The sequence below is a fragment of the Hymenobacter latericoloratus genome, assembly GCF_014199535.1.
Taxonomy (GTDB): Bacteria; Bacteroidota; Bacteroidia; order Cytophagales; family Hymenobacteraceae; genus Hymenobacter; species Hymenobacter latericoloratus.
This window is the reverse complement of sequence record NZ_JACHNV010000005.1, coordinates 66,789-86,025: the sequence shown is the minus strand read 5'-3', so window position 1 is coordinate 86,025 and position 19,237 is coordinate 66,789. Positions and strand designations below refer to the sequence as shown.

The 19,237-nt window shown below is 61.4% G+C and carries 21 protein-coding genes; 15 read left to right on the top strand and 6 right to left on the bottom strand.

The features are described 5' to 3' along the window. Positions 1 to 10 precede the first annotated feature (10 nt). A complete protein-coding gene (gene ade / locus GGU46_RS16080; RefSeq protein ID WP_183404587.1) occupies positions 11 to 1,666 on the bottom strand; it encodes an adenine deaminase in 1,656 nt (551 codons plus the stop codon). A 748-nt stretch (positions 1,667 to 2,414) separates the two neighbouring features. Here ade and GGU46_RS16075 point away from each other — a divergent pair. The 4 genes from GGU46_RS16075 (at position 2,415) to GGU46_RS16060 (ending at position 4,807) form a co-directional block, all read left to right on the top strand. After that, a complete protein-coding gene (locus GGU46_RS16075; protein WP_183404586.1) occupies positions 2,415 to 2,627 on the top strand; it encodes a hypothetical protein in 213 nt (70 codons plus the stop codon). A gap of 11 nt (positions 2,628 to 2,638) precedes the next feature. After that, positions 2,639 to 3,031 (top strand): hypothetical protein, encoded by a 393-nt coding sequence (locus GGU46_RS16070; RefSeq protein WP_183404585.1) that lies wholly within the window; start codon positions 2,639 to 2,641, stop codon positions 3,029 to 3,031. Between the two features lie 41 nt (positions 3,032 to 3,072). Further along, positions 3,073 to 3,789, top strand: coding sequence for a (d)CMP kinase (gene cmk, locus GGU46_RS16065; RefSeq protein WP_183404584.1), 717 nt, complete (start codon positions 3,073 to 3,075; stop codon positions 3,787 to 3,789). 133 nt (positions 3,790 to 3,922) lie between these two features. Further along, a complete protein-coding gene (locus GGU46_RS16060) occupies positions 3,923 to 4,807 on the top strand; it encodes a 4-hydroxy-3-methylbut-2-enyl diphosphate reductase (RefSeq protein WP_183404583.1) in 885 nt (294 codons plus the stop codon). Between the two features lie 132 nt (positions 4,808 to 4,939). Here GGU46_RS16060 and GGU46_RS16055 read toward each other — a convergent pair whose 3' ends face one another. Beyond that, positions 4,940 to 5,284, bottom strand: a complete 345-nt coding sequence (locus GGU46_RS16055; protein WP_246399063.1) for an SDR family oxidoreductase — start codon at positions 5,282 to 5,284, stop codon at positions 4,940 to 4,942. A gap of 160 nt (positions 5,285 to 5,444) precedes the next feature. Between GGU46_RS16055 and GGU46_RS16050 the strand changes: the two genes are divergently transcribed. Both GGU46_RS16050 and GGU46_RS16045 read left to right on the top strand, forming a co-directional pair. Then, on the top strand, positions 5,445 to 5,999 hold the full coding sequence (locus GGU46_RS16050; protein WP_183404582.1) for a DUF502 domain-containing protein: 555 nt from the start codon (positions 5,445 to 5,447) through the stop codon (positions 5,997 to 5,999). Between the two features lie 433 nt (positions 6,000 to 6,432). Then, entirely contained in the window at positions 6,433 to 7,224 is a 792-nt protein-coding gene (locus tag GGU46_RS16045) for an alpha/beta fold hydrolase (protein WP_183404581.1), read from the top strand. A 4-nt stretch (positions 7,225 to 7,228) separates the two neighbouring features. Here GGU46_RS16045 and GGU46_RS16040 read toward each other — a convergent pair whose 3' ends face one another. Continuing rightward, positions 7,229 to 7,687: a DoxX family protein gene (locus GGU46_RS16040; protein WP_183404580.1), complete on the bottom strand. Its 459-nt coding sequence runs from the start codon at positions 7,685 to 7,687 to the stop codon at positions 7,229 to 7,231. Positions 7,688 to 7,750: 63 nt separating this feature from the next. Next, on the bottom strand, positions 7,751 to 8,353 hold the full coding sequence (locus GGU46_RS16035) for an O-acetyl-ADP-ribose deacetylase (RefSeq protein ID WP_183404579.1): 603 nt from the start codon (positions 8,351 to 8,353) through the stop codon (positions 7,751 to 7,753). Positions 8,354 to 8,558: 205 nt separating this feature from the next. Between GGU46_RS16035 and GGU46_RS16030 the strand changes: the two genes are divergently transcribed. The 9 genes from GGU46_RS16030 to GGU46_RS15990 all read left to right on the top strand — a co-directional run bounded on the left by GGU46_RS16030 (position 8,559) and on the right by GGU46_RS15990 (position 17,690). Next, on the top strand, positions 8,559 to 8,843 hold the full coding sequence (locus tag GGU46_RS16030; RefSeq protein WP_183404578.1) for a 2TM domain-containing protein: 285 nt from the start codon (positions 8,559 to 8,561) through the stop codon (positions 8,841 to 8,843). Positions 8,844 to 8,889: 46 nt separating this feature from the next. Beyond that, positions 8,890 to 10,020 (top strand): PQQ-dependent sugar dehydrogenase, encoded by a 1,131-nt coding sequence (locus GGU46_RS16025; protein WP_183404577.1) that lies wholly within the window; start codon positions 8,890 to 8,892, stop codon positions 10,018 to 10,020. Between the two features lie 121 nt (positions 10,021 to 10,141). Then, positions 10,142 to 10,603, top strand: coding sequence for an ATP-dependent zinc protease family protein (locus GGU46_RS16020; RefSeq protein ID WP_215906372.1), 462 nt, complete (start codon positions 10,142 to 10,144; stop codon positions 10,601 to 10,603). A gap of 85 nt (positions 10,604 to 10,688) precedes the next feature. Beyond that, positions 10,689 to 11,630, top strand: coding sequence for a 30S ribosomal protein S6--L-glutamate ligase (rimK, locus tag GGU46_RS16015; RefSeq protein ID WP_183404576.1), 942 nt, complete (start codon positions 10,689 to 10,691; stop codon positions 11,628 to 11,630). Between the two features lie 185 nt (positions 11,631 to 11,815). Then, positions 11,816 to 12,904, top strand: a complete 1,089-nt coding sequence (locus tag GGU46_RS16010; protein ID WP_246399062.1) for a succinylglutamate desuccinylase/aspartoacylase family protein — start codon at positions 11,816 to 11,818, stop codon at positions 12,902 to 12,904. An 80-nt stretch (positions 12,905 to 12,984) separates the two neighbouring features. Then, on the top strand, positions 12,985 to 13,644 hold the full coding sequence (locus tag GGU46_RS16005; protein ID WP_183404575.1) for an OmpH family outer membrane protein: 660 nt from the start codon (positions 12,985 to 12,987) through the stop codon (positions 13,642 to 13,644). Positions 13,645 to 13,897: 253 nt separating this feature from the next. Beyond that, the gene (locus GGU46_RS16000; RefSeq protein ID WP_183404574.1) at positions 13,898 to 16,294 is read left to right on the top strand and encodes a TonB-dependent receptor; all 2,397 of its coding nucleotides are present in this window, start codon (positions 13,898 to 13,900) and stop codon (positions 16,292 to 16,294) included. A 34-nt stretch (positions 16,295 to 16,328) separates the two neighbouring features. Then, positions 16,329 to 17,306 (top strand): DUF4249 domain-containing protein, encoded by a 978-nt coding sequence (locus tag GGU46_RS15995; protein WP_183404573.1) that lies wholly within the window; start codon positions 16,329 to 16,331, stop codon positions 17,304 to 17,306. A gap of 105 nt (positions 17,307 to 17,411) precedes the next feature. Beyond that, positions 17,412 to 17,690 (top strand): hypothetical protein, encoded by a 279-nt coding sequence (locus GGU46_RS15990; protein WP_183404572.1) that lies wholly within the window; start codon positions 17,412 to 17,414, stop codon positions 17,688 to 17,690. A 100-nt stretch (positions 17,691 to 17,790) separates the two neighbouring features. Here the strand turns inward: GGU46_RS15990 and GGU46_RS15985 are convergent, their stop codons facing one another. Beyond that, on the bottom strand, positions 17,791 to 18,360 hold the full coding sequence (locus GGU46_RS15985) for a hypothetical protein (protein WP_183404571.1): 570 nt from the start codon (positions 18,358 to 18,360) through the stop codon (positions 17,791 to 17,793). 67 nt (positions 18,361 to 18,427) lie between these two features. Beyond that, the gene (locus GGU46_RS15980) at positions 18,428 to 19,090 is read right to left on the bottom strand and encodes an NAD-dependent epimerase/dehydratase family protein (RefSeq protein WP_183404570.1); all 663 of its coding nucleotides are present in this window, start codon (positions 19,088 to 19,090) and stop codon (positions 18,428 to 18,430) included. Positions 19,091 to 19,237 lie beyond the last annotated feature (147 nt).

Here is a 19,237-nt window from a genome sequence, read left to right as displayed (position 1 = left end):
GTGGCAGACGTTATACTACCGCATCCACAAACCGGAAGGCTTCCCCGTCGAACAGGCCTTTGTCGCTGAGCTTGAGGCTGGGAATAACCAGCAGGGCCATAAAAGAAAGCGTCATGAAAGGAGCCTGGAGCGGGGAGCCCAGCTGCTTGGCCAGCGCATCGACGGCGGCGTAGGCTTCGGCAACGTGGTAGCCTTCCTGGTCCGACATCAGGCCGGCTACGGGCAGAGGCAGCAGCAGCTCCCGTCCATCGGGCGATACGGCAGCCAGGCCGCCGCGCGCTTCAATCACCAGGTTCACGGCGCGGGCCAGGCTCTCATCGTCGCAGCCCACGGCCGTGATGTTGTGGGAGTCGTGGCCGACGCTGCTGGCCAGGGCGCCACGTTTCAGCCCAAAGCCCTGAATGAAGGACACGGCCGGCGGGGCCGCGTGGTAGCGGTTCACTACCGTCAGCTTCAGCACATCCTGGGCTACGTTGGGCACTACCGCGCCGTTTTCCACGCGGGCCGGCAGGTCGTGGCGGGCCGTGATAAGCTGCCCGTCGAAGCACTCCATTACCCGGATGGTAGCGGCCGACTGCGGGGCGGGCAGCCGGAAATCCTCGGGCCGGACGGGGTTGGTGTTGAAGTTGTTGACTACCTCCACGGGCACGGCCGGAATCAGCGTTTGGCCGTTTTCGGCTACCAGCTCGCCGTTGAGGTAGGTTTGCTGCACCCTGAAATCGGTGAGGTTGTTGACCACGATGAAGTCGGCCGGGTCGCCGGGCTGCAGCAAGCCTACCGGTAGCTTGTAGTGCTCCACGGGGTTGCGGCAAGCCACGCGCAGCACCTGCAGCACCTCCTGGCCGCGGGCCACGGCGCGCTGCACCAGCTGGTTGATGTGGCCCAGCACAAGCGTATCGGGGTGCTTGTCGTCGGAGCAGAACATCATCTGCGCGTAGTGCTGGGGTAGCAAGTCAATCAGGGCCTCGAAGTTGCGGGCCGCCGAGCCTTCCCGCACCAGAATCTTCATGCCCACGGCCAGCTTGTCCAGGGCTTCCTCGGCCGTAAAGCACTCATGGTCGGTGCTGATGCCGGCCTCGGCGTAGCGTTGGGCATCGGAGCCACGTAGGCCGGGCGCGTGCCCATCCACGGGGCGGCCGTACTGCTCAGCCAGCCGGATTTTCTCCAGCACCAGCTCGTCGCGGTTGAGTACGCCGGGCCAGTTCATCATCTCGGCCAGGTAGCCGATTTCGGGGTGCTCCTGGAACAGCTGCTCAATAGCGGCGGCGGTTATTTCGGCCCCGGCCGTTTCGAAGGGGGTAGCGGGCACGCAGGAAGGCGCCCCGAAGCAGAATTTGAACGGCACCTGTCGGCCGCTCCGCAGCATGTACTTTACGCCAGCTACGCCCAGCACGTTGCCAATTTCGTGGGGGTCCGAAACGGTAGCTACCGTGCCGTGCACCACCGCCAGGCGCGCAAACTCCGAGGGCACCAGCAGGGAGCTTTCTACGTGCACGTGCGCATCCACGAAACCCGGCAGGGCGTAGGGCAGGGTAGGGTCCGGCACGGTGGCGCCGGTAGGCTCAATGCGCTGCACGCGGCCGGCGGATACGTGCACGGTAGCGGGTAGTATCGTGTTCTGAAACAGGTCAATGACGTTGGCGAGCAACTGAAAATCGGCGGGCATAGGCAGGGCACGAGGCGCGGTGAATTGTGGAGCCGGGGGGCGGCTAACGGGTAAAGAACCGTATATTTGCCGAAAATCCGCGCCGTGAGAAAGATTGTGACTTTGCTACTGGCCGCCCTGCTTGGGGGTTCCGGCCTGCTAACTGCTGGCTGCGCTGCCCGCACCCCTCAGCAAAAGAAAACGGCCTCCATGAAGCGGAAAGCTAAGTTCGGTAAACTCCCCTGTCCCTGTGAAAGTCACTAGCTGGTTATGTTATGCAACTGGTATTCTTTCACCCTCTACAGTTAGTCACGCTGTTTTGGCTGTCTTTATAAAATATACCCGTTGGTTTGCTGTGCTGCTGTGTACAGTGGCGTATCTGAAGCCCAATCTGGCACAGGCACAGTATACAAGCAATGGCGCCGGATTGCCGCGTATTGTTAATTACCACGATGGGGCCTACCAACTGCCGGATGGTACTTGGCAGATGGGGCAGCTGTATCTGGAAACATCAGGGCAGTTGAGGGTGCGTCCACTTGAGAGCAAGGCTACCACAGTGTACCAACCGGGCCAGGTCAGTGCTTTCGTGTTGAAGTCTGACACATTCGGGACAGTGCGGAACGTTAACATGTCGTATCGGCGCATACCGGCTGCATTTGCCTTGCAACTGTACCGGTACGGGCAGTACACCGCTTTCAAACTCGACCATCGATACATTGGAGAGGGTGACCACACGTTTGGAAGCAATACAGTAGTACCCGCTGGTGCTATGGATTTAGTACTGCAGCCTATCATCGGCGATGCGGTGCGCGTGCCGACTGCCCGGGGGGCCTTCACCCGGACAATGCTGACGCTGATAGGCGACTGTCCGGAACTGGCAGCTCAGATTACCAAGGGTAAGCTGGGCCGTCAGCATATGCGGCAGATAGTACAAACTTATGCTCGTTGGCAGCAGGCCAACCTCCAGCCTGCTACCAAATAACCCGCGCCCTTATGCCCGATCAGAACCCGCTTGCCTCCCTGGTAGCCGCTGCCGAAGCCGTGCGCCAGCAGCTGCACGTCAATGCCTTTGATGCGGCCGCCGTGCAGCGCCTAGCCGAGTTTATTGAAGGGCAGCGGACCACCCTGAAAGAAACGGACCGCCAGGGCGTTATTACCGCTTTGGGGTGCTTTCTGGGCCAGTGCCTGGTAGAAACCTACGGCGGCACCTGGGCCCAGGGCCCCGACGGCACCACGGGGGTAGGCATCAACCAGACCTCGTTTTTCAACCCATTTTACCGCGTAAGCGAGCAACTGGCCAAGGGCGAAACCCAGTCCGTTGCTGCGTTTTTCGCGGGTGTACCCGAGCGCCTGGCTGCCAAGCCAGGCCGTAAATCCTGGATTTAGTGAGCCCCTTTAGTTTGCTTGAGCCTAGCCCCGCCCCCGCCATGCGAAAAATCGTCATTGCCATCGACGGCTACTCTTCCTGTGGCAAAAGCACCACGGCCAAGGCCGTGGCCGCGGAGCTGGGCTACGCCTATATTGATAGCGGAGCCATGTACCGGGGCGTAACGCTGTATCTGCTGGAGCACGGCATCCCCTTCGATGACCTGCCCCGCATTGAGCAGGCCCTGCAGGAAATGCACATCACCTTCAAGCGCAACCGCAAAACCGGCCGCAACGAGCTGTGCCTCGATGGCGTGATTCGGGAAGACGAAATCCGGCAGATGCGCATTTCCAACTCCGTGAGCGAAGTATCAGTAATTCCGGCCGTGCGCCACGCCATGGTGGCCCAGCAGCAGCGCATGGGCCGCAAGCGGGGGGTAGTAATGGATGGCCGCGACATTGGTACCACCGTTTTCCCCGATGCGGAAGTGAAAATCTTTATGACGGCCGACGTGCTCACGCGCGCCCTGCGCCGCCAGGAAGAGCTGGCCCTCAAACAAGAGCACGTACCGGTGGAAGACATTGTGGAAAACCTGCGCAAGCGCGACCACCTGGACTCGACCCGCGCCGAAAGTCCCCTGCGCCGCGCCTCCGATGCCGTACTGCTCGATACTACCCACATGATGATTGATGAGCAGGTAGATTTCGTGCTGGAGCGCGTGTCGGCCACGCTGTTTTCGTTGGCTGCGGGTGGCTGGCAGGGCAGCGAGCAGAAATAAGAACTAAGCCGCTCCCGGAGCAAAAGTGCGGCAAAGTTGTTGTAGAGAAATAGTGTTATCGGATTTGCGGGAAAGCGAATCCCGCGCCGACGACCCGGCTTTATGGAGCCTCGCCGTCATACTATAAGAGCCCATGAACGTCATCATTGATAAGAATTCCGGCTATTGTTTCGGCGTTGAGTTCGCCATTCAGATGGCTGAGGATGAGCTGGGGCAGCAGGAAACCCTGTACTGCCTCGGCGATATTGTACACAACCGCATGGAGGTAGAGCGCCTGCATGCCCTGGGGCTGCGCATTATCGACCGGGAGCAACTCACGGAACTACACGACGCCAAAGTGCTGATCAGGGCCCACGGCGAGCCGCCGGAAACCTACGAGCTTGCCCTGCGCAACAACATTGAGCTGATTGATGCCTCCTGTCCGGTAGTGCTCAAGCTGCAGAACCGCGTGAAGCACGCCTTCGACGCGACCACCCGCCAGGATGGGCAGATTGTAATTTACGGACAGCCCGGCCACGCTGAGGTTATCGGCCTGACGGGGCAGACCCGCAACCAGGCCCTCATCGTCATGACGGAGCAGGACCTGGACCAGGTGGACTTTTCGCGCCCCGTAACCCTGTTCAGCCAGACCACCAAGAGCACGGCCGGCTTCTACCACATGAAGGGCGTGATAGAGGACCGGATTAAGGCTGCCGGGGGCTCCCTGGAGGCCTTCGATGCCAACGACAGCATTTGCCGGCAGGTAAGCAACCGGGAGCCGGCCCTGGCCAAGTTTGCCCAGCAGCACGACGTAGTGGTGTTTGTGAGCGGGCGTAAAAGCTCCAACGGCAAGGCCTTGTTCTCGGTAGTCAACAAAACCAACCCGCGCAGCTACTTTGTGGAAAACGAAGAGGAGCTAAGCGAAGAGTGGTTCCAGGGCGCCGAATCGGTAGGCATCTGCGGGGCTACCAGTACGCCTATGTGGCTGATGCAGCGCGTGAAGGACCGGATTGAAGAAGTGACCGAGCACGTAGCGTAGCAGCTTTTTTTAGCAAAAACACCAGACCCGGCGCAGTTAGCTGCGCCGGGTCTGGTGTTTTTGTAGCAAGGGTAGCAGGTTACTGAGTTACAGGTTCACGCCGCCCGTTAGCTCCAGCCGCTGGCCGTTGAGCTACTCGGCCTCCTCCGTGCAAAGAAAGGCCACTACCCCGGCTACGTCGTTGGGGAGGCCTACCCGGCCCAGGGCCGAGGTGTGGGCCGCGAAGGCGCGCATCTCCGGGGCATCCGTCATGGCGCCGCCGCCAAAAATGGCCCCCGGGGCCACTACGTTGGCCGTGATGCCCCGCGCGCCCAGTTCCGCGGCCAGGTAGCGCGTGAACACATCTACCGCCCCCTTCATGATGCCGTAGGCCGAGGCGCCGGGGTAAAAAATGCCGTCGGGAAGCAGCGCGCTCAGCTCGGCGCTAGTGCAGGCAGTTACGTCGTGATAGAACTCGGCCAGGGGAGCAGCTTTCATGGTGACGGGCGTTGTGAAAATCAAAGCTGCAACCAACTGCCGGCCCGCGTGGCGGCCAGGGGTAGGGAAATAGCGCGCCGTCTGGCTTTCGGGTTTTAGCGGGGGCGGGTATCTTGCGCCTCTGGGCGTCCGCTGCTCCAGCCGCTTTAACTCCCTCTTCATGCGTCGTTTCATCAACTATTTCCTCAGCGGGTTTTTAATCGTGGCGCCCATTGGGCTCACCGTGTACATTTTGTTTGCGCTGTTGCGCTGGCTCGATGACCTGTTCGCCGGGCTGAGCTTTGATGTGCCGGGGCTGGGGTTACTGGTAGCGGTGCTGCTGATTACGGCGGTGGGGTTCGTGGCCAAGTCGTTTCTGGTGCGGCCCTTCCTCATTATTACCGAGCGGCTGCTGCACCGCACGCCGCTGGTCAGCATCATCTATTCCAGCCTAAAGGATTTGTTTGACGCCTTCGTGGGCGACAACCAGAAGTTTAACCGGCCGGTGCTGGTGCGGCTGAGCGCCGCCGAGCAAACCTTCAAAATGGGCTTCGTGACGCAGCCCACCATGGCCGCCATCCACCGCGACGATCTGCTGGCGGTGTACTTCCCGCACTCCTACAACTTTTCCGGCGAGCTGGTGCTGGTGCCCGTCCAGAACATCACCTACCTGGATCTGCCCAGCAGTGAAGTGATGAAATTCATCGTATCCGGCGGCGTATCGAGGCTGGGGTGAGTTTGCGAGGTGATAGGGTGATGAGGTGATGAGGTGAATGGTGACAGGTGATAGGTAAAGGGTGATACTGGTTTGACAGGGCGAGGAGGGGTAGGGGAGTGACGGGGCGATAAGCAGATAGATAACACAGAAGCAACAAAACGCCCCACCAGTCCCGGAGGGGCGGCATATCGGTAGCATCCTGGCGAGCATAAGCACGTAAAGCCCCGGCGGGGCGGCACCACGTCGTTGAACGATTGGTGCCGCCCCGCCGGGGCTTCCCTGCGTGTGAGGGGGTAGGCCGCCTACCCCCTCACACGCAGAGAAGCCTTCCAACATCAACCTCTTTACCTATCACAACACCTCCCATCACCTGACTACCCCTTACCTGCCACCTGTCACTATTTACCTCATCACCCCATCACCTTTTTACCCCATCACCTCACACAACCTCATGAAAACCCGGCTGCACTTTCAGAAATACGGGACGGGGCCGCGGGTGGTGCTGGCGTTTCATGGGTACGGGCAGGGCGAGGGGCACTGGCGGAGCCTGATAACGGTGCTGGGTCCGGAGGTGACGGTGTACGCCTTCGACCTGTTTTACCACGGCCGCAGCAAGTTGGCCCGTACCGACGCGCCCCTGAGCAAAAAGCGGCTGGGAGAACTGCTACGAGAGTTTCTGGAAGCCGAGGGCATTACCCGATTCAGCCTGCTGGCGTTCAGCATGGGCGCCAAGTTTGCCCTGACGGCCGTGGAGCAGTTTCCCGCAGCCGCAGAGCAGCTCTGGCTGATTGCCCCAGATGGGCTGCAGCGCCGGTTCTGGTACGCGCTGGCTACCTACCCGCCCTGGATGCGCGGGGTGCTGGGCCGGGCCGTGCTCCGCCCCCAGCGCCTGCTGCGCCTGCTCGACGCCCTACACCAGCGCCGCCTCGTTGATGCCAACCTAGTGCGGTTTGCCCAGTGGCAGCTGGACAGCCGCGAAAAGCGCCTGCGCGTGTACCGCAGCTGGGTGGGTTTCCGAAATCTGACGTTCGATGTGAAAAAGCTGGCGGCCACCCTCAACCGCCAGCCTACCGCCGTTACCTTCTTCCTCGGCCGCTACGACCGGGTTATTCCGCACGCGGGCCTCGAGCAGTTTATTGGCTCCCTGCGCCGGGCGCATACGGTGGTACTGGAAGCCGGGCACGCCGGCCTGATTTACGATGTTGCCGCCTACCTGCGCCGGCACCCGGGGCTCCGGCTCTGAGTACTTACAGGCGGGGCGGCTGGTGGCGGAAAACCTTATTGTCGATGGAGTAGCGGCCCGGACCCGCAATCAGGAAGAACAAGCACAGCAGCAGCACCAGCGCCGATACCCACAGCTCAGTATTTTCCGGGCGGAGCCCGTTGCGGAAATTCACGAGTAGTACCGCTCCGGCCAGAATCGGAATCTGGAGCAGTAACGCAAAGCGGGTAAGAGCTCCGAAGGCAATCATGAGGCCGCCTACGATATGAAATGTACTGACGAAAAGCGACGCTTTCCGGAGCTCGGCCAGGCTGGGCTGCTGCCGCAGCAGAGCAAAAACGTCGGTGGAGTTATCCAGAAAAGAAACCCCTTTGATAAACAGAAACAGGCCCAGCATTATACGCAGCGCATCCATCCAGATGGGGTTAGTGGCACTGGTTCTGCGACGGCGCTGGGCCACCGGAAATTGATTAGAGAGTTCCATGGCGCATCTTGTGGAGGGTGGGAAGAACTAGGCTCTATTAAATATACACCACTATTTCCGGATTCAGCCCGCCGTATCGCCCTTATAATCAGCCTGAAGTTTGATTAGCTCTCGCTCATATAAGGCGAAATCATCTTCCCCAAACGCCACAAATACTACCTCCCGGAGCTGCGCATGGGCCTGCAGAAACCGGCGTACTTCCTGAATGGCAATGGGAGCGGCCTGTTCTTTGGGGTAGCCATAAATGCCGGTGCTGATACCCGGAAAGGCCACGCTCCCTACCCCATGCTTAGCGGCCAACCCCAGGCTGTTGCGGTAGCAGTTGGCCAGCAGCTCCGGCTCGTGCTTGTGCCCTCCGTTCCAGACGGGCCCCACGGTATGAATTACGTGGCGAGCCGGCAGGCGCCCGCCGGTGGTGATGACGGCCTCGCCGGTGCGCAGGCCGCTGCCGTAGTGGCTGGCCCGCAGCTGCCGGCAGGCGGCCAGTATTTCGGGGCCGCCGGCCCGATGGATGGCCCCATCAACCCCGCCGCCGCCCAGCAGGCTGGAGTTGGCGGCATTCACGATGGCGTCGGTATCCAGCCGGGTAATGTCGCCGCGGTAGAGCAGGATGCGGCCGAAAGACAAGGCATTGGCGCGCCAATGGGGGGTAGGGGAGGTAAGCATAGGGAACAGAAAATTTTGCGCAATAACGTACCGGATAGGATAGCATGGTGGCTGAGCACAGCGCCACGCCAGCATTATTCCGAGCGGTTCGGGGCCGCTTTTAGCCGGTTCGGGGCTGAAAATAGCCGGTTGGGTAGATATAGGTTTGCGTATATTGATGAATCTCCTACGTTTGAGCATTCAACAACCCGAAACCTACTCATCCATGGAAACCTCTCAGCGCGACCCCCACCTGTGGCGAATGGCTAAAGCTCGCGCCAAGTTTAAGTCTCACCTCTTCACCTACGTGACCGTGAATGCCTTGCTCTGGACCATCTGGCTGCTGACGGGGCGGCCCGGCTCTCCCCTGCCCTGGCCCATCTGGTCAACCGTGTTCTGGGGCGTGGGCGTAGCTATTCAGGGCTTTGCCACTTACGGCAACATGAGCCAGGGCAACCTCTCGGAGCGGGAGTACGAGCGGCTGGTGCGCCAGCGCGCCGACCGGGTGTAGCGGCCCTGGGTGCAACCTTCGGGCCGGGGTAGGGGTTTGTGGCAGTATGAAAACGCGCTACTTCCTTCCGCTGCTCGCGCTGGTTCCGCTGGCTCTGGCTTCTTCTGCCACCAAGCCGGAGCCCGCCCCGGCCCCCGATGCGAACCTGAGCAAAATCAAGCTGCCGGCCGGCTTCACTATCAGCTACTTTGCCAAAGGCGTGAAAAGCGCCCGCGAGCTGGCCGTGGGCCCCGATGGCACGGTGTACGTAGGCACCAAGGACGACAAAGTGTACGCCCTGCCCGACCGTAACAAGGACGGCCGCGCCGATGAGATTATAACCGTAGCCACCGGCCTGAACGCGCCCAACGGGGTAGCCGTGCGCAACGGCGCCCTGTACGTAGGCGAAATCAACCGCATTATCCGCTTCGACAACATTGCGGCTCGCCTCCGGCAGAAACCCAAGCCGGTGGTGGTGTACGGCAAGCTGCCCACTAAAGAGTGGCACGGCTTCCGCTACATTTCCTTCGGGCCCGATGGCAAGCTCTACGTGCCGGTGGGCGCGCCCTGCAACACCTGCCTGCCCGAGGAGCCGATTTACGCCACCATCAACCGCATGAACGCCGATGGCTCGGGCCTGGAAACGTATGCGTATGGCGTGCGCAACACCGTGGGCTTCGACTGGAGCCCCCAGGACAAGGCCTTGTGGTTCACGGATAACGGCCGCGACCAGCTGGGCGACAACCTGCCGCCCGACGAGCTGAACCGCGCCGCCGGCCCCGGCCAGCACTTTGGCTTCCCGTACTTCTTCGCCGGTGATATTGCCGACCCGGAGTTTGGCAAAGGCAAATCGGCGGATACCTACGTGAAGCCCGCCCGCAAGCTGGGCCCGCACGTAGCCGCCCTGGGCATGAAGTTCTACACCGGCAAGCAATTTCCGGCCCAGTACCGCAACCAGATTTTTATTCCGGAGCACGGCTCCTGGAACCGCAGCAACAAAATCGGCTACCGCATTACCCTCGTGCGCCTCGACGCCACCGGCAAGCAGGCCACCAGCTACGAAACCTTCGCCAGCGGCTGGCTGCAGGGCCAGACGCCCTGGGGCCGGCCCGTGTGCCTGCTAAACCTGCCCGACGGCTCCCTGCTGGTTTCCGACGACCAGAACGACGCCGTGTACCGCATCAGCTACAAGGGCTGAGTGGTGAAATAGTGCGATGGTGAAATGGTGAGTTTGCTGTTCAAACTGCCCGACTTGCGCATATTGCGTCGGCAGAACAGTAAACTCACCATTTCACCATTTCACTATTTCACCACTTATAATGAAACAGCGCGGACCGAAGCGAATGGTGGGGCGGCGGGAACTGGTGGATTTTCCGGAGTTTCAGCTCTGGGGCGTGGAGGCCAAGGTGGATACTGGCGCCTACACCGGGGCCATTCACTGCTCCAACATCCGGGTGGAAACCGATGCCCAGGGCCGCCGGCACCTGCATGTGCAGCTGCTGGACCCCTCGCACCCCAACTTTGATGGCTCGCCCATGCAGTTTGACCAGTTTAAGCTGCGCGATATCAGAAGCTCCAACGGGGAGGTGCAGGAGCGCTACGTTATCCGGACGGCCATCCGGTTATTCGGGCAGGATTTCATCACGGAATTTTCGCTCTCCGACCGCTCCGACATGAAATATCCCGTATTAATTGGGCGCGTGCTGTTGCGTGAGGCGCGGCTGATTGTGGATGTAGCCCGGCGCAACCTGTCGTATAAAAATCAACCTTCTGCTCGTTAGTACCGCCCGGCGTGCCGGCCGGGCCGCCTATCTTTGCCTCGCGCTTCCGCTCCTATCCTCTCTCTCACGTACCACCCGCATCCTGATGAAACTGGCGATTCTATCGCGTGAGCCGAAGCTATATTCTACTACCCGCCTGGTGGAAGCTGCCCAAGAGCGCGGCCACGAGGCCGTAGTGCTCGACCATTTGCATTGCAATCTGGTGCTGGAAAAAGGCCAGCCCGGCATTGTATATGAAGGCCGGAAGCTGGAAGGCTTCGACGCCATCATTCCCCGCATCGGGGCTTCCGTAACATTCTATGGCTGCGCCGTGGTGCGGCAGTTTGAAATGATGAAGGTGCGCACGGCCGTGGAAAGCCAGGCCATTGTGCGCAGCCGCGACAAGCTCCGCTCCATGCAGATTCTGAGCCGCGCGGGCGTAGGCATGCCCAAAACCGCCTTCACCAACTACTCCGACGACGTGCCGGCTATGATTCAGCAGGTCGGCGGCGCTCCGGTTATTATCAAGCTGCTGGAAGGCACCCAGGGCCTGGGCGTGGTACTGGCCGAGTCGGCTAAGGCGGCGCAGTCGGTGATTGAGGCCTTCCACAACCTCAAGGCCCGCATTATCGTGCAGGAGTTCATTGCCGAAAGCAAAGGCGCCGACCTGCGGGCCTTCGTGGTAAACGGGGAGGTAGTAGGGGCTATGAAGCGCCAGGGCAAGGAGGGCGAGTTCCGCTCCAACCTGCACCGCGGCGGCTCCGGCACGCTGGTGAAGCTAACCCGCGCCGAAAAAGCCGCCGCCCTGCTGGCCACCAAAGCCCTGGGCCTGGGCATTGCCGGCGTGGACATGCTCCAGAGCAAGCGCGGCCCCCTGGTGCTGGAAGTAAACTCGTCGCCGGGGCTGGAAGGTATCGAGAAGGCCACCGGCCTCAACATTGCCGGCAAAATCATTGAGTACACCGAGCAGCTGGCCCACAAACAGAAGCGGAAAAAGCCCGCCGCTCCTGTTCCGCCCCAGGCGCTGCCCGATACTCCGGTAGATTAAGGCTGGTTATTTTATTGATTTTCACCGCCTACCTGGCTTTGCTGGGTAGGCGGTTTGGCTTCCGGGCGGCCACAGGGGCAGCCGCCTTGGAACGATAATTGACGCACGCGTTTCTGGCCGGAGCGAATGCGCTACCGGAGTTGTTGAATGGGGTAGGGTAGTCCCGCCCCGTAGCTTCATTTGCCTTGTCCACTGAATCTGTCTGTAGCCCTCCCGATTTGTGCCTGAACGGCTTGGTTATCAAGCCCGGCGAGCAGGTCCTGACGCGGCTGGTGATTTCGCGGCTGCCCTCCGGCACTGTTATCGACATTCCGGTGCACGTGTACCGCGCCCTGGAGCCGGGCCCCACGGTACTGCTCATGGCGGGCCTGCACGGCGACGAGGTGAACGGCATTGAAACCATCCGGCGCATGGTGCGCCGCCAGATGCTGCAGCCGCTGCGGGGTACCATCCTGGCCATTCCCATCCTCAACATCTACGGGTTCCTGAACTTCTCGCGCGAGGTACCCGACGGCAAAGACGTAAACCGCTCGTTTCCGGGCAACCCGCGCGGCTCGCTGGCCAGCCGCGTGGCGCACCGCTTCATGCGCGAAATTATGCCCCTGATTGACTACGGCATTGATTTTCATACGGGCGGTGCGGCCCGGGCCAACATCCCCCAGATCCGGTGCCTGCTCCACCAGGATGCCGAAACCGATGCCCTGGCCGAAGCCTTCGGGGCGCCGTTTACCCTGCACGCGGGCCTGCGCCCCGGCTCCCTGCGCGAAACGGCTATGCAGCAGGGCCGCCGCATTATTGTGTACGAAACCGGCGAGTCGTTGCGCCTCGATGAGCAAGGCATTGACCTGGGCATTGCCGGCACGTTCCGGGTACTGCATCACCTGGGCATGATGCCGGAGGCGCCGGCCCCCGCCTACCCCTCGGTGGTGTGCATGCGCTCTACCTGGCTGCGGGCCAAGTACGCGGGCCTGTTTCGTAGCCTGGTGCACCTGGGCCAGTACATTGAAAAAGGGCAAGTGTTTGGCACCGTGGCCGACCCCTACGGGGAAAACTCTGTGCGCCTGGAGTCGCCGGTGGCAGGCTACATCATCGGGCTCAACCACATGCCCGTCGTAAACCAGGGCGATGCCCTCGTGCACGTAGGCCGCACCGATGCCGCGCCCGCCCGCGCCGATCTGGCGGCCCCGTTCGAGGAGAAGCCGATGCGGCCCCTGGAAAGTGAAACGGAGGAAGACGAGGAAGCCGGCGAGGAGCAGATGCGGGACGGCGAATAGCCCCAAAGCTCATCGGCTTGCTACATTTTGCGTTACTTTGAAGAGCCATACGGCCTTTGATCTTCTTCCTCGTTTCCTGAATGAAAAATTCGCTTCAATTAGCAATTAACGCAGTGCTGGCCGTGGCCGTAGCGGTTCTGTTCTACCTGCACTTCGCCAGCAAACCGGCCGCGGCTACCAAAAAAGCAGCCGTTACTACTACGCCGGCCGCCCCCACTGATTCGGCCAGCGCCGATGCCCCCGATGTGGTGGAAGAAGAGCCCACCGATGTGGCTGCCGTGGCCGATACCAACAAAATAGCCTACGTGGAGTCGGGTAAGCTGCTGGATGGCTACCAGGGCATGAAAGACGCCCGCCGGAACTTTGAAACCAAGGCCCGCCGCTGGGAAGCCCAGAACAAAACCCTGGTGCAGGGCTTCCAGACGGCCGTGCAGCAGTACCAGCAAAAGGCCGAAAGCATGACCCAGGAGCAGCGCGCCGCCACCGAGCAGCAGCTGCAGGGCCGCCAGATGCAGGTGGCCCAGGAGCAGGAAAAACTCCAGCGCCAGGCTCAGGAGGAAGAAGCCAAAATGACCCAGCAGGTGCTGGACCGGGCCAACAAGCAAATTGAGAAGTACGGCAAGGCCCACGGCTACCGCCTGATTCTGAGCGGCTCGCTGGCGTACGGCCGCAAAGACCTCGACATCACCACTCCGGTGCTCAAGTACCTCAACGACGAGTACCGGGCCGGTAAAAAGTAAGCGCCCTGGCCCACTTGGGTCAGTAAAACTCAGGCTTTGCCACCGCGCCCGGGGTAGCCGCCCGTTTTTTCTGAACGCCCGCTTTTCTTCTTCTGAAAAGCGGGCGTTTTTGTCTGTAGCTTAGCCTTAAATAATTCGCCGGCCCGGGGCAACCTTTTTTCCGGGCCCGGGCTCTTGCCGATACCAACGCGCTGGTCAGCGCGTTTCTGCTCACGCTGAAATCTGCCTATATAGCTAACTTCTATTCCCTCTTATGAGCCGACTATTCCGCTCACTTTCGGTGGGCGCTGCCGTGCTGGCTACCTCCCCCGCTATTGCCCAGCAGGCCACTCCGGCCCGGGTTACCATCAGCGGCTACGTCCGCGACGCGGCCACCGGCGAAAACCTCATCGGCGTGGCCGTAGTCAGCCCGGGCACGGGCCAGGGCACGGCCACCAATACCTACGGGTTCTACTCGCTTACCCTGCCGGCTCCCACCGACTCGGTGCGGCTGCTGGTCAGCTACCTGGGCTACGAAAAGGCCCGTTGGGCCGCCCCCGTCGGCCGCAGCCTCGCCCACGACTTTCGCCTGCGCTCCGCTGCCAATAACCTGGGCGGGGTAGAGGTGGTAGGCAGCCGCGAGGAGAAAATAGCCCAGAGCACGCGCATGGGCACCGTCAACATCCCGCTCAACCAGATTAAGGCGGTACCGGCCCTGCTCGGCGAGCGGGACGTGCTGAAGGTGCTGCAGCTGCTGCCCGGCGTGCAGAGTGGGGGCGAGGGCACCAGCGGCCTGTACGTGCGCGGCGGCTCCCCCGATCAGAACCTGATTCTGCTGGATGGCACGCCCGTGTACAATGCTTCCCACCTGTTCGGGTTCTTCTCGGTGTTCAATGCCGATGCCCTCAATAATGTGGAGCTGATTAAGGGCGGCTTTCCGGCCCGGTACGGGGGGAGGCTTTCCTCGGTGCTGGATATTTCGATGAAGGAGGGCAACATGCAGAAGTTCCAGGGTGAGGGCGCCATCGGTCTGATTGCCTCTAAAATCACCCTGGAAGGTCCCATCAAGAAGGATACGGCCTCGTTTATCTTCTCGGCCCGCCGCACCTACATTGATATTCTGGCCCAGCCCCTGATCAAAGCCACCCTGGCCAGCGAGGGACAAAAAGGCTCCATCGGCTACTTCTTCCACGACCTGAACGGCAAGCTCAACTGGAAAGTAAGCCGGCGCGACCGGCTGTACCTGAGTGCCTACACCGGCTACGATAAGTTTTATGCCCGCTACCGCGAGGAAGACGGCAGCAACTACGACCGCAACAAGGCCGGGCTGGGCTGGGGCAACCTCACGGCGGCCCTGCGCTGGAACCACGTCCTCACCGACCAGCTGTTCCTGAATACCCACCTCACCTACAGCAAGTACCAGTTCAACGTAACGCAGGAAAACGAGAGCCGCTACCCCGACAACAACGGCCAGGCCCAGACCGACAGGTTTGCCCTGAAGTACCTCTCCAACATCCGGGACTTCAGCCTGAAATCGGACCTGGACTACACGCCCACCGCCGACCACTACATCCGTTTCGGGGGGCAGTTTATTCAGCACTCGTTCCGGCCGGGCGCCCTGCAGGTGAAAGGCGCCGGCTCCGACGTGGACTCGGACCTGGAGGTGGGCAGCCGTACGCTGGCCAGTGAGGCCTCGCTGTACCTGGAGGACGACTACCGCCTGACCGAGCGCCTGAAAGTAAATGGCGGCCTGCGCCTGAACGGCTTTCTGGTGGACAAAACCCTGTACCCCTCGCTGGAGCCGCGGCTGGCGGCCCGCTTCCTGCTCACCGAAGACTGGGCCCTGAAAGCTGCCTACGCCCGCACCACCCAGTACATTCACCTGCTCACCAACAGCGGCATTGGCTTGCCCACCGATTTGTGGGTGCCCGCCACGGCCAAGGTAAAGCCCCAGAAAGCCCAGCAGTTCAGCGTGGGCGCGGCCCGCACCGTGCGCATCAAAGACGAGGACTACGAGTTCAGCTTGGAAGGTTACTACAAGCCCATGCGCCAGCTGATTGAGTACCGCGAGGGCGCCAGCTTCCTGGGTACCACCGACAACAACTGGCAGGACAAAGTAACCAGCGGCGACGGGTGGGCCTACGGAGCCGAGCTGTTTCTGCAGAAGAAATCGGGGCGCACGACCGGCTGGATTGGCTACACCCTGGCCTGGAGCAAGCGCCGCTTCCCTGACCTGAACCAAGGCCGCATCTTCCCCTACAAATACGACCGCCGCCACGATGCTTCCCTCGTAATCATCCACCATTTCAGCCCCACGCTCACGCTTTCCGGTACGTGGGTGTATGGCACCGGCAACGCCGTGACGCTGGGCCAGGGCCGCTTCCAGCTCGGCGACTACCAGGAATACGAGGATTACGGCGGGCGCAACAGCTACCGCATGCGGGCCTACCACCGTATGGACCTCGACCTGAGCCGCACCAAAAAGAAAAAGTGGGGCGAAGTGGTAAACAGCCTGTCCCTCTACAACGCCTACAGCCGCCGCAACCCCTACTACCTCTACTTCCAGCGCGGCTACCTGGACCAGTACGGCAACGTGGAGCGCAAAGCCACCTACAAGCAGATTTCGCTGTTTCCCATTATTCCATCCTTCAGCAAAGCCTTCCGGTTTTAGCGGTGGGGCACACGGTCATTTGTATCTGATGGTTATGAAAAAGCTATTCCCCGTTCTGGTGCTGGCTGCAACAACGCTGGCGGGCTGCGAAACCGACGTGAACCTGCCCGAGCCCGAGCACACGCCCCGCATTGCCCTGCGCTACCTGCTCAGCAACGCTACCCCCACCCAGCAGTCGGAAGCCATGCAGGCCTTCAACCAGCTCTACGTGAGCCACAGCCAGCGCATGTTTGATGCCCGGCCGCTGCAGGGCCGCCCCGACGCGACGGTAGAAATACTGGATGCCACCGGCACGGTGGTAGAGCGGTTCCGGCAGGCTACCAACAAGCAGTGGCAAACGTATCCGCGCCCCCGTTACGAGCCGGGCTACTACGAGCCGACGATGAACTTTGCCGCCCAGCCCGGCCAGACCTACACGCTGCGCGGCCGGCTGCCCGGCTTCGAGGCGGTAGAAAGCCAGCTGACCATGCCGGCCCGCCCGCAGATTGAGCGCGCCACCTACACCCAGCGCCCGCCCGGCGACTACGGGCAACTGCGGGGCCGCCTGAGCCTGGTGCTTACCGACCCCGCCGCTACGGCCGACTACTACGTGGTGATAGGCAAACTCTATGACACCCAGGGCCGCCCGTACGGCGACCTGATGACCGAGGATACCAACACGGAGTTTGGCAACGTGGGCGAAACTTTCACCCTGTCCTCGCTCTACAACGATTACTACAGCAGCCTGGCACCCTACCCCGATACCAACGTGAACGGCCGGCAGTTTACCCTCAGCAGCAACGTGGTAAGCTCCACCAGCTACGGGGGAAGCAATGTGCCCGTGCCCGCTTACCTGGAGCTGCAGGTGCTGAACCTCACGGCCGATGCCTACAAGTTTTACCAGTCGCGCCAGCGCTACCAGGATACCGAGGACAACCCTTTCGCCGAGCCCGCCCCCCTGTACTCCAACATCCGCAATGGCTACGGCTTTTTCGGGGGCATGTCCGGCACTACCTACCGGATTCAGCTGTAAGCAGGGGGTAGGCACTACCGGCTTTTTTTAGGGCAAGGCATTAAACCCGAGGCTTTCGGGTACGTCAAAGGACAGAAGCCGTCCTAACCAGCGGCTGCCCTGCGTATGAAAAGCTTTCTGAAGTTTCCTGCCCTGTTTTTTGCCTTGCTGCTGGCCGCTGCCTCCCTTACTGGGTGCGTAGCTACGGCCCAGCCCGGAGTAGTGGTAGCGCCGGCCCCGGTGCCTTACTACCGGTACCCCGCCCGCCCCGTCTATCATCGGCCGTACCGGCCCTACTACCGTCCGCGCCCGGCCCGGGTAGTGGTAGTGGAGCCCCGCCGCCGCGTGGTGGTGCCGGCGCCCCGGCCGCACTACCAGGCCCGGCCCTACGGACGGATGCGGTAGCTCTTTTCCGGCTTTCCATGAAAAGCAAAGCCCCACCGACATATCAATCGGTGGGGCTTTGTTTTGTACTGAGCAGTCAGGAGTTCAGTGCCGGTAGTGCTTAGAACGCGAAGCGCAGGCTTACAGCGGCATCATTATAGAAGCCGGTGTAGCCGTCGAATACCTCAAAGAAGGGCTTGTAATCGACGCCAATGGTGAAGGGTAGGTCTTCCATTTTGTACTCCAGACCCAGGATGAGGTCGGCGCCACCTACGATGTAATTCCGGTCTTCCCGGTAGTAGGTATAGTAGAAGTCACGCTTCCGGCCCCGCACAAAGCGGCCATCCAGCACGTAGTAGCGGCCATTGTACACCCCTACGTGGCCTCCGGCACCGTAGTAGAATTGCAGGCCTTTGAAGTCGGAAACGGGCAGGTGTTTTTCCAGCAGCAGCGTGAGGCGGCCACCGCGGGCCTGGTACTCGCGGGTCAGCAGGCCCTCAAAGGCGACGTTGTTTTTGCCGCTGAGGAAGTGCTTGAAGGTAAGGCCCGACGACCAGCCGCCGCCGCGCAGACCAATGGCCGTTTCGTAGCCGGCACCGCTGCCGCTGCTTTTCTTCTTGCTCTGGGCCTGGGCCCCTTCAGTGGTTGCCAACAGCCCCAGGGCTACGAGGCCAAAAATCAAACGCTTCATGCGGAAAAAGAAGGTAGTAAACAGTCAATTTTCCCGCAAAAGTACCATAACTGCCCGACTATTACGACTAGTTAGCTGCTTTTTGCCCCATCGAACCGGAAAGATGAACGTGGATACCGCTGGTATCCTGCTCGGCGGCGTGCAGCATGGCCCGGGCTACGGCTGCCGCCTCCATGGCGCGGTACTGCCGTAGAGGGCCCACCAGCACCGGCCGTAGCGCACCCAGTACCACGGCCCCCAGCTGCTCGCCCAAACGCTTTTCGGACCGGGGCCCAAGTAGCAGAGAAGGCCGAAAAAAGTGAACAGCCCGGAAGGGCAACGGACGCAGGGCTTCCTCCATTTCACCTTTCACCCGGTTGTAGTAGAACCGCGACGCTGCGCTGGCACCCAGGGCCGATACGACCAGTAGCTGCGCGGCAAAATTGGCCGCCGTAAGCGCCGCCAGCGTCACTACATAGAGGTAATCGACGCGGTAAAAAGCCTCGCGGGACCCGGCCTGGCGCAAGGTGGTGCCCAGGCAGCAGAACACATCATCGGCAATCAGCTGCAGGCGGTGGGCTTCCAGCTGGTCAAAAGGCAGAATGCGCTGCACCAGCTTGGGGTGCACCAGCGGCACCGGGCGCCGCCCCACCACAATAACCCGATTGTAGCGCCCGGAAGCCAGCAGCAGGGGTAGCAGTTGGCTTCCGACCAAACCAGTGGCGCCGGCCAGGAGGGCAGTTTTTTGCATGAGCAGAAGGAAAAGAGGAGCTGAACGGAAGGCCGCAGCTTCTGGCAGGTACGTGTCCGGCCGTTGAAACGCTGCCTTCCCTCTGGCTCAGATGCACCAGCCACCGCCAGCGTTGCCCAGTCGGGTGAGCTTTGCGGGGCCTACCCC

Excerpts from the sequence above, each read along its gene's own strand:
- GGU46_RS16055 (WP_246399063.1), bottom strand. The coding sequence starts at position 5,284 with ATGAAAGCTGCTCCCCTGGCCGAGTTCTATCACGACGTAACTGCCTGC.
- GGU46_RS16020 (WP_215906372.1), top strand. The coding sequence starts at position 10,142 with ATGAAACAGCGCGGACCGAAGCGAATGGTGGGGCGGCGGGAACTGGTG.
- cmk (WP_183404584.1), top strand. The coding sequence starts at position 3,073 with ATGCGAAAAATCGTCATTGCCATCGACGGCTACTCTTCCTGTGGCAAA.
- GGU46_RS16030 (WP_183404578.1), top strand. The coding sequence starts at position 8,559 with ATGGAAACCTCTCAGCGCGACCCCCACCTGTGGCGAATGGCTAAAGCT.
- rimK (WP_183404576.1), top strand. The coding sequence starts at position 10,689 with ATGAAACTGGCGATTCTATCGCGTGAGCCGAAGCTATATTCTACTACC.
- GGU46_RS16035 (WP_183404579.1), bottom strand. The coding sequence starts at position 8,353 with ATGCTTACCTCCCCTACCCCCCATTGGCGCGCCAATGCCTTGTCTTTC.
- GGU46_RS16070 (WP_183404585.1), top strand. The coding sequence starts at position 2,639 with ATGCCCGATCAGAACCCGCTTGCCTCCCTGGTAGCCGCTGCCGAAGCC.
- GGU46_RS16025 (WP_183404577.1), top strand. The coding sequence starts at position 8,890 with ATGAAAACGCGCTACTTCCTTCCGCTGCTCGCGCTGGTTCCGCTGGCT.
- GGU46_RS16040 (WP_183404580.1), bottom strand. The coding sequence starts at position 7,687 with ATGGAACTCTCTAATCAATTTCCGGTGGCCCAGCGCCGTCGCAGAACC.
- GGU46_RS15995 (WP_183404573.1), top strand. The coding sequence starts at position 16,329 with ATGAAAAAGCTATTCCCCGTTCTGGTGCTGGCTGCAACAACGCTGGCG.
- GGU46_RS16050 (WP_183404582.1), top strand. The coding sequence starts at position 5,445 with ATGCGTCGTTTCATCAACTATTTCCTCAGCGGGTTTTTAATCGTGGCG.
- GGU46_RS16005 (WP_183404575.1), top strand. The coding sequence starts at position 12,985 with ATGAAAAATTCGCTTCAATTAGCAATTAACGCAGTGCTGGCCGTGGCC.
- GGU46_RS16060 (WP_183404583.1), top strand. The coding sequence starts at position 3,923 with ATGAACGTCATCATTGATAAGAATTCCGGCTATTGTTTCGGCGTTGAG.
- ade (WP_183404587.1), bottom strand. The coding sequence starts at position 1,666 with ATGCCCGCCGATTTTCAGTTGCTCGCCAACGTCATTGACCTGTTTCAG.
- GGU46_RS16000 (WP_183404574.1), top strand. The coding sequence starts at position 13,898 with ATGAGCCGACTATTCCGCTCACTTTCGGTGGGCGCTGCCGTGCTGGCT.
- GGU46_RS15980 (WP_183404570.1), bottom strand. The coding sequence starts at position 19,090 with ATGCAAAAAACTGCCCTCCTGGCCGGCGCCACTGGTTTGGTCGGAAGC.
- GGU46_RS15985 (WP_183404571.1), bottom strand. The coding sequence starts at position 18,360 with ATGAAGCGTTTGATTTTTGGCCTCGTAGCCCTGGGGCTGTTGGCAACC.
- GGU46_RS16045 (WP_183404581.1), top strand. The coding sequence starts at position 6,433 with ATGAAAACCCGGCTGCACTTTCAGAAATACGGGACGGGGCCGCGGGTG.
- GGU46_RS16075 (WP_183404586.1), top strand. The coding sequence starts at position 2,415 with ATGGATTTAGTACTGCAGCCTATCATCGGCGATGCGGTGCGCGTGCCG.
- GGU46_RS15990 (WP_183404572.1), top strand. The coding sequence starts at position 17,412 with ATGAAAAGCTTTCTGAAGTTTCCTGCCCTGTTTTTTGCCTTGCTGCTG.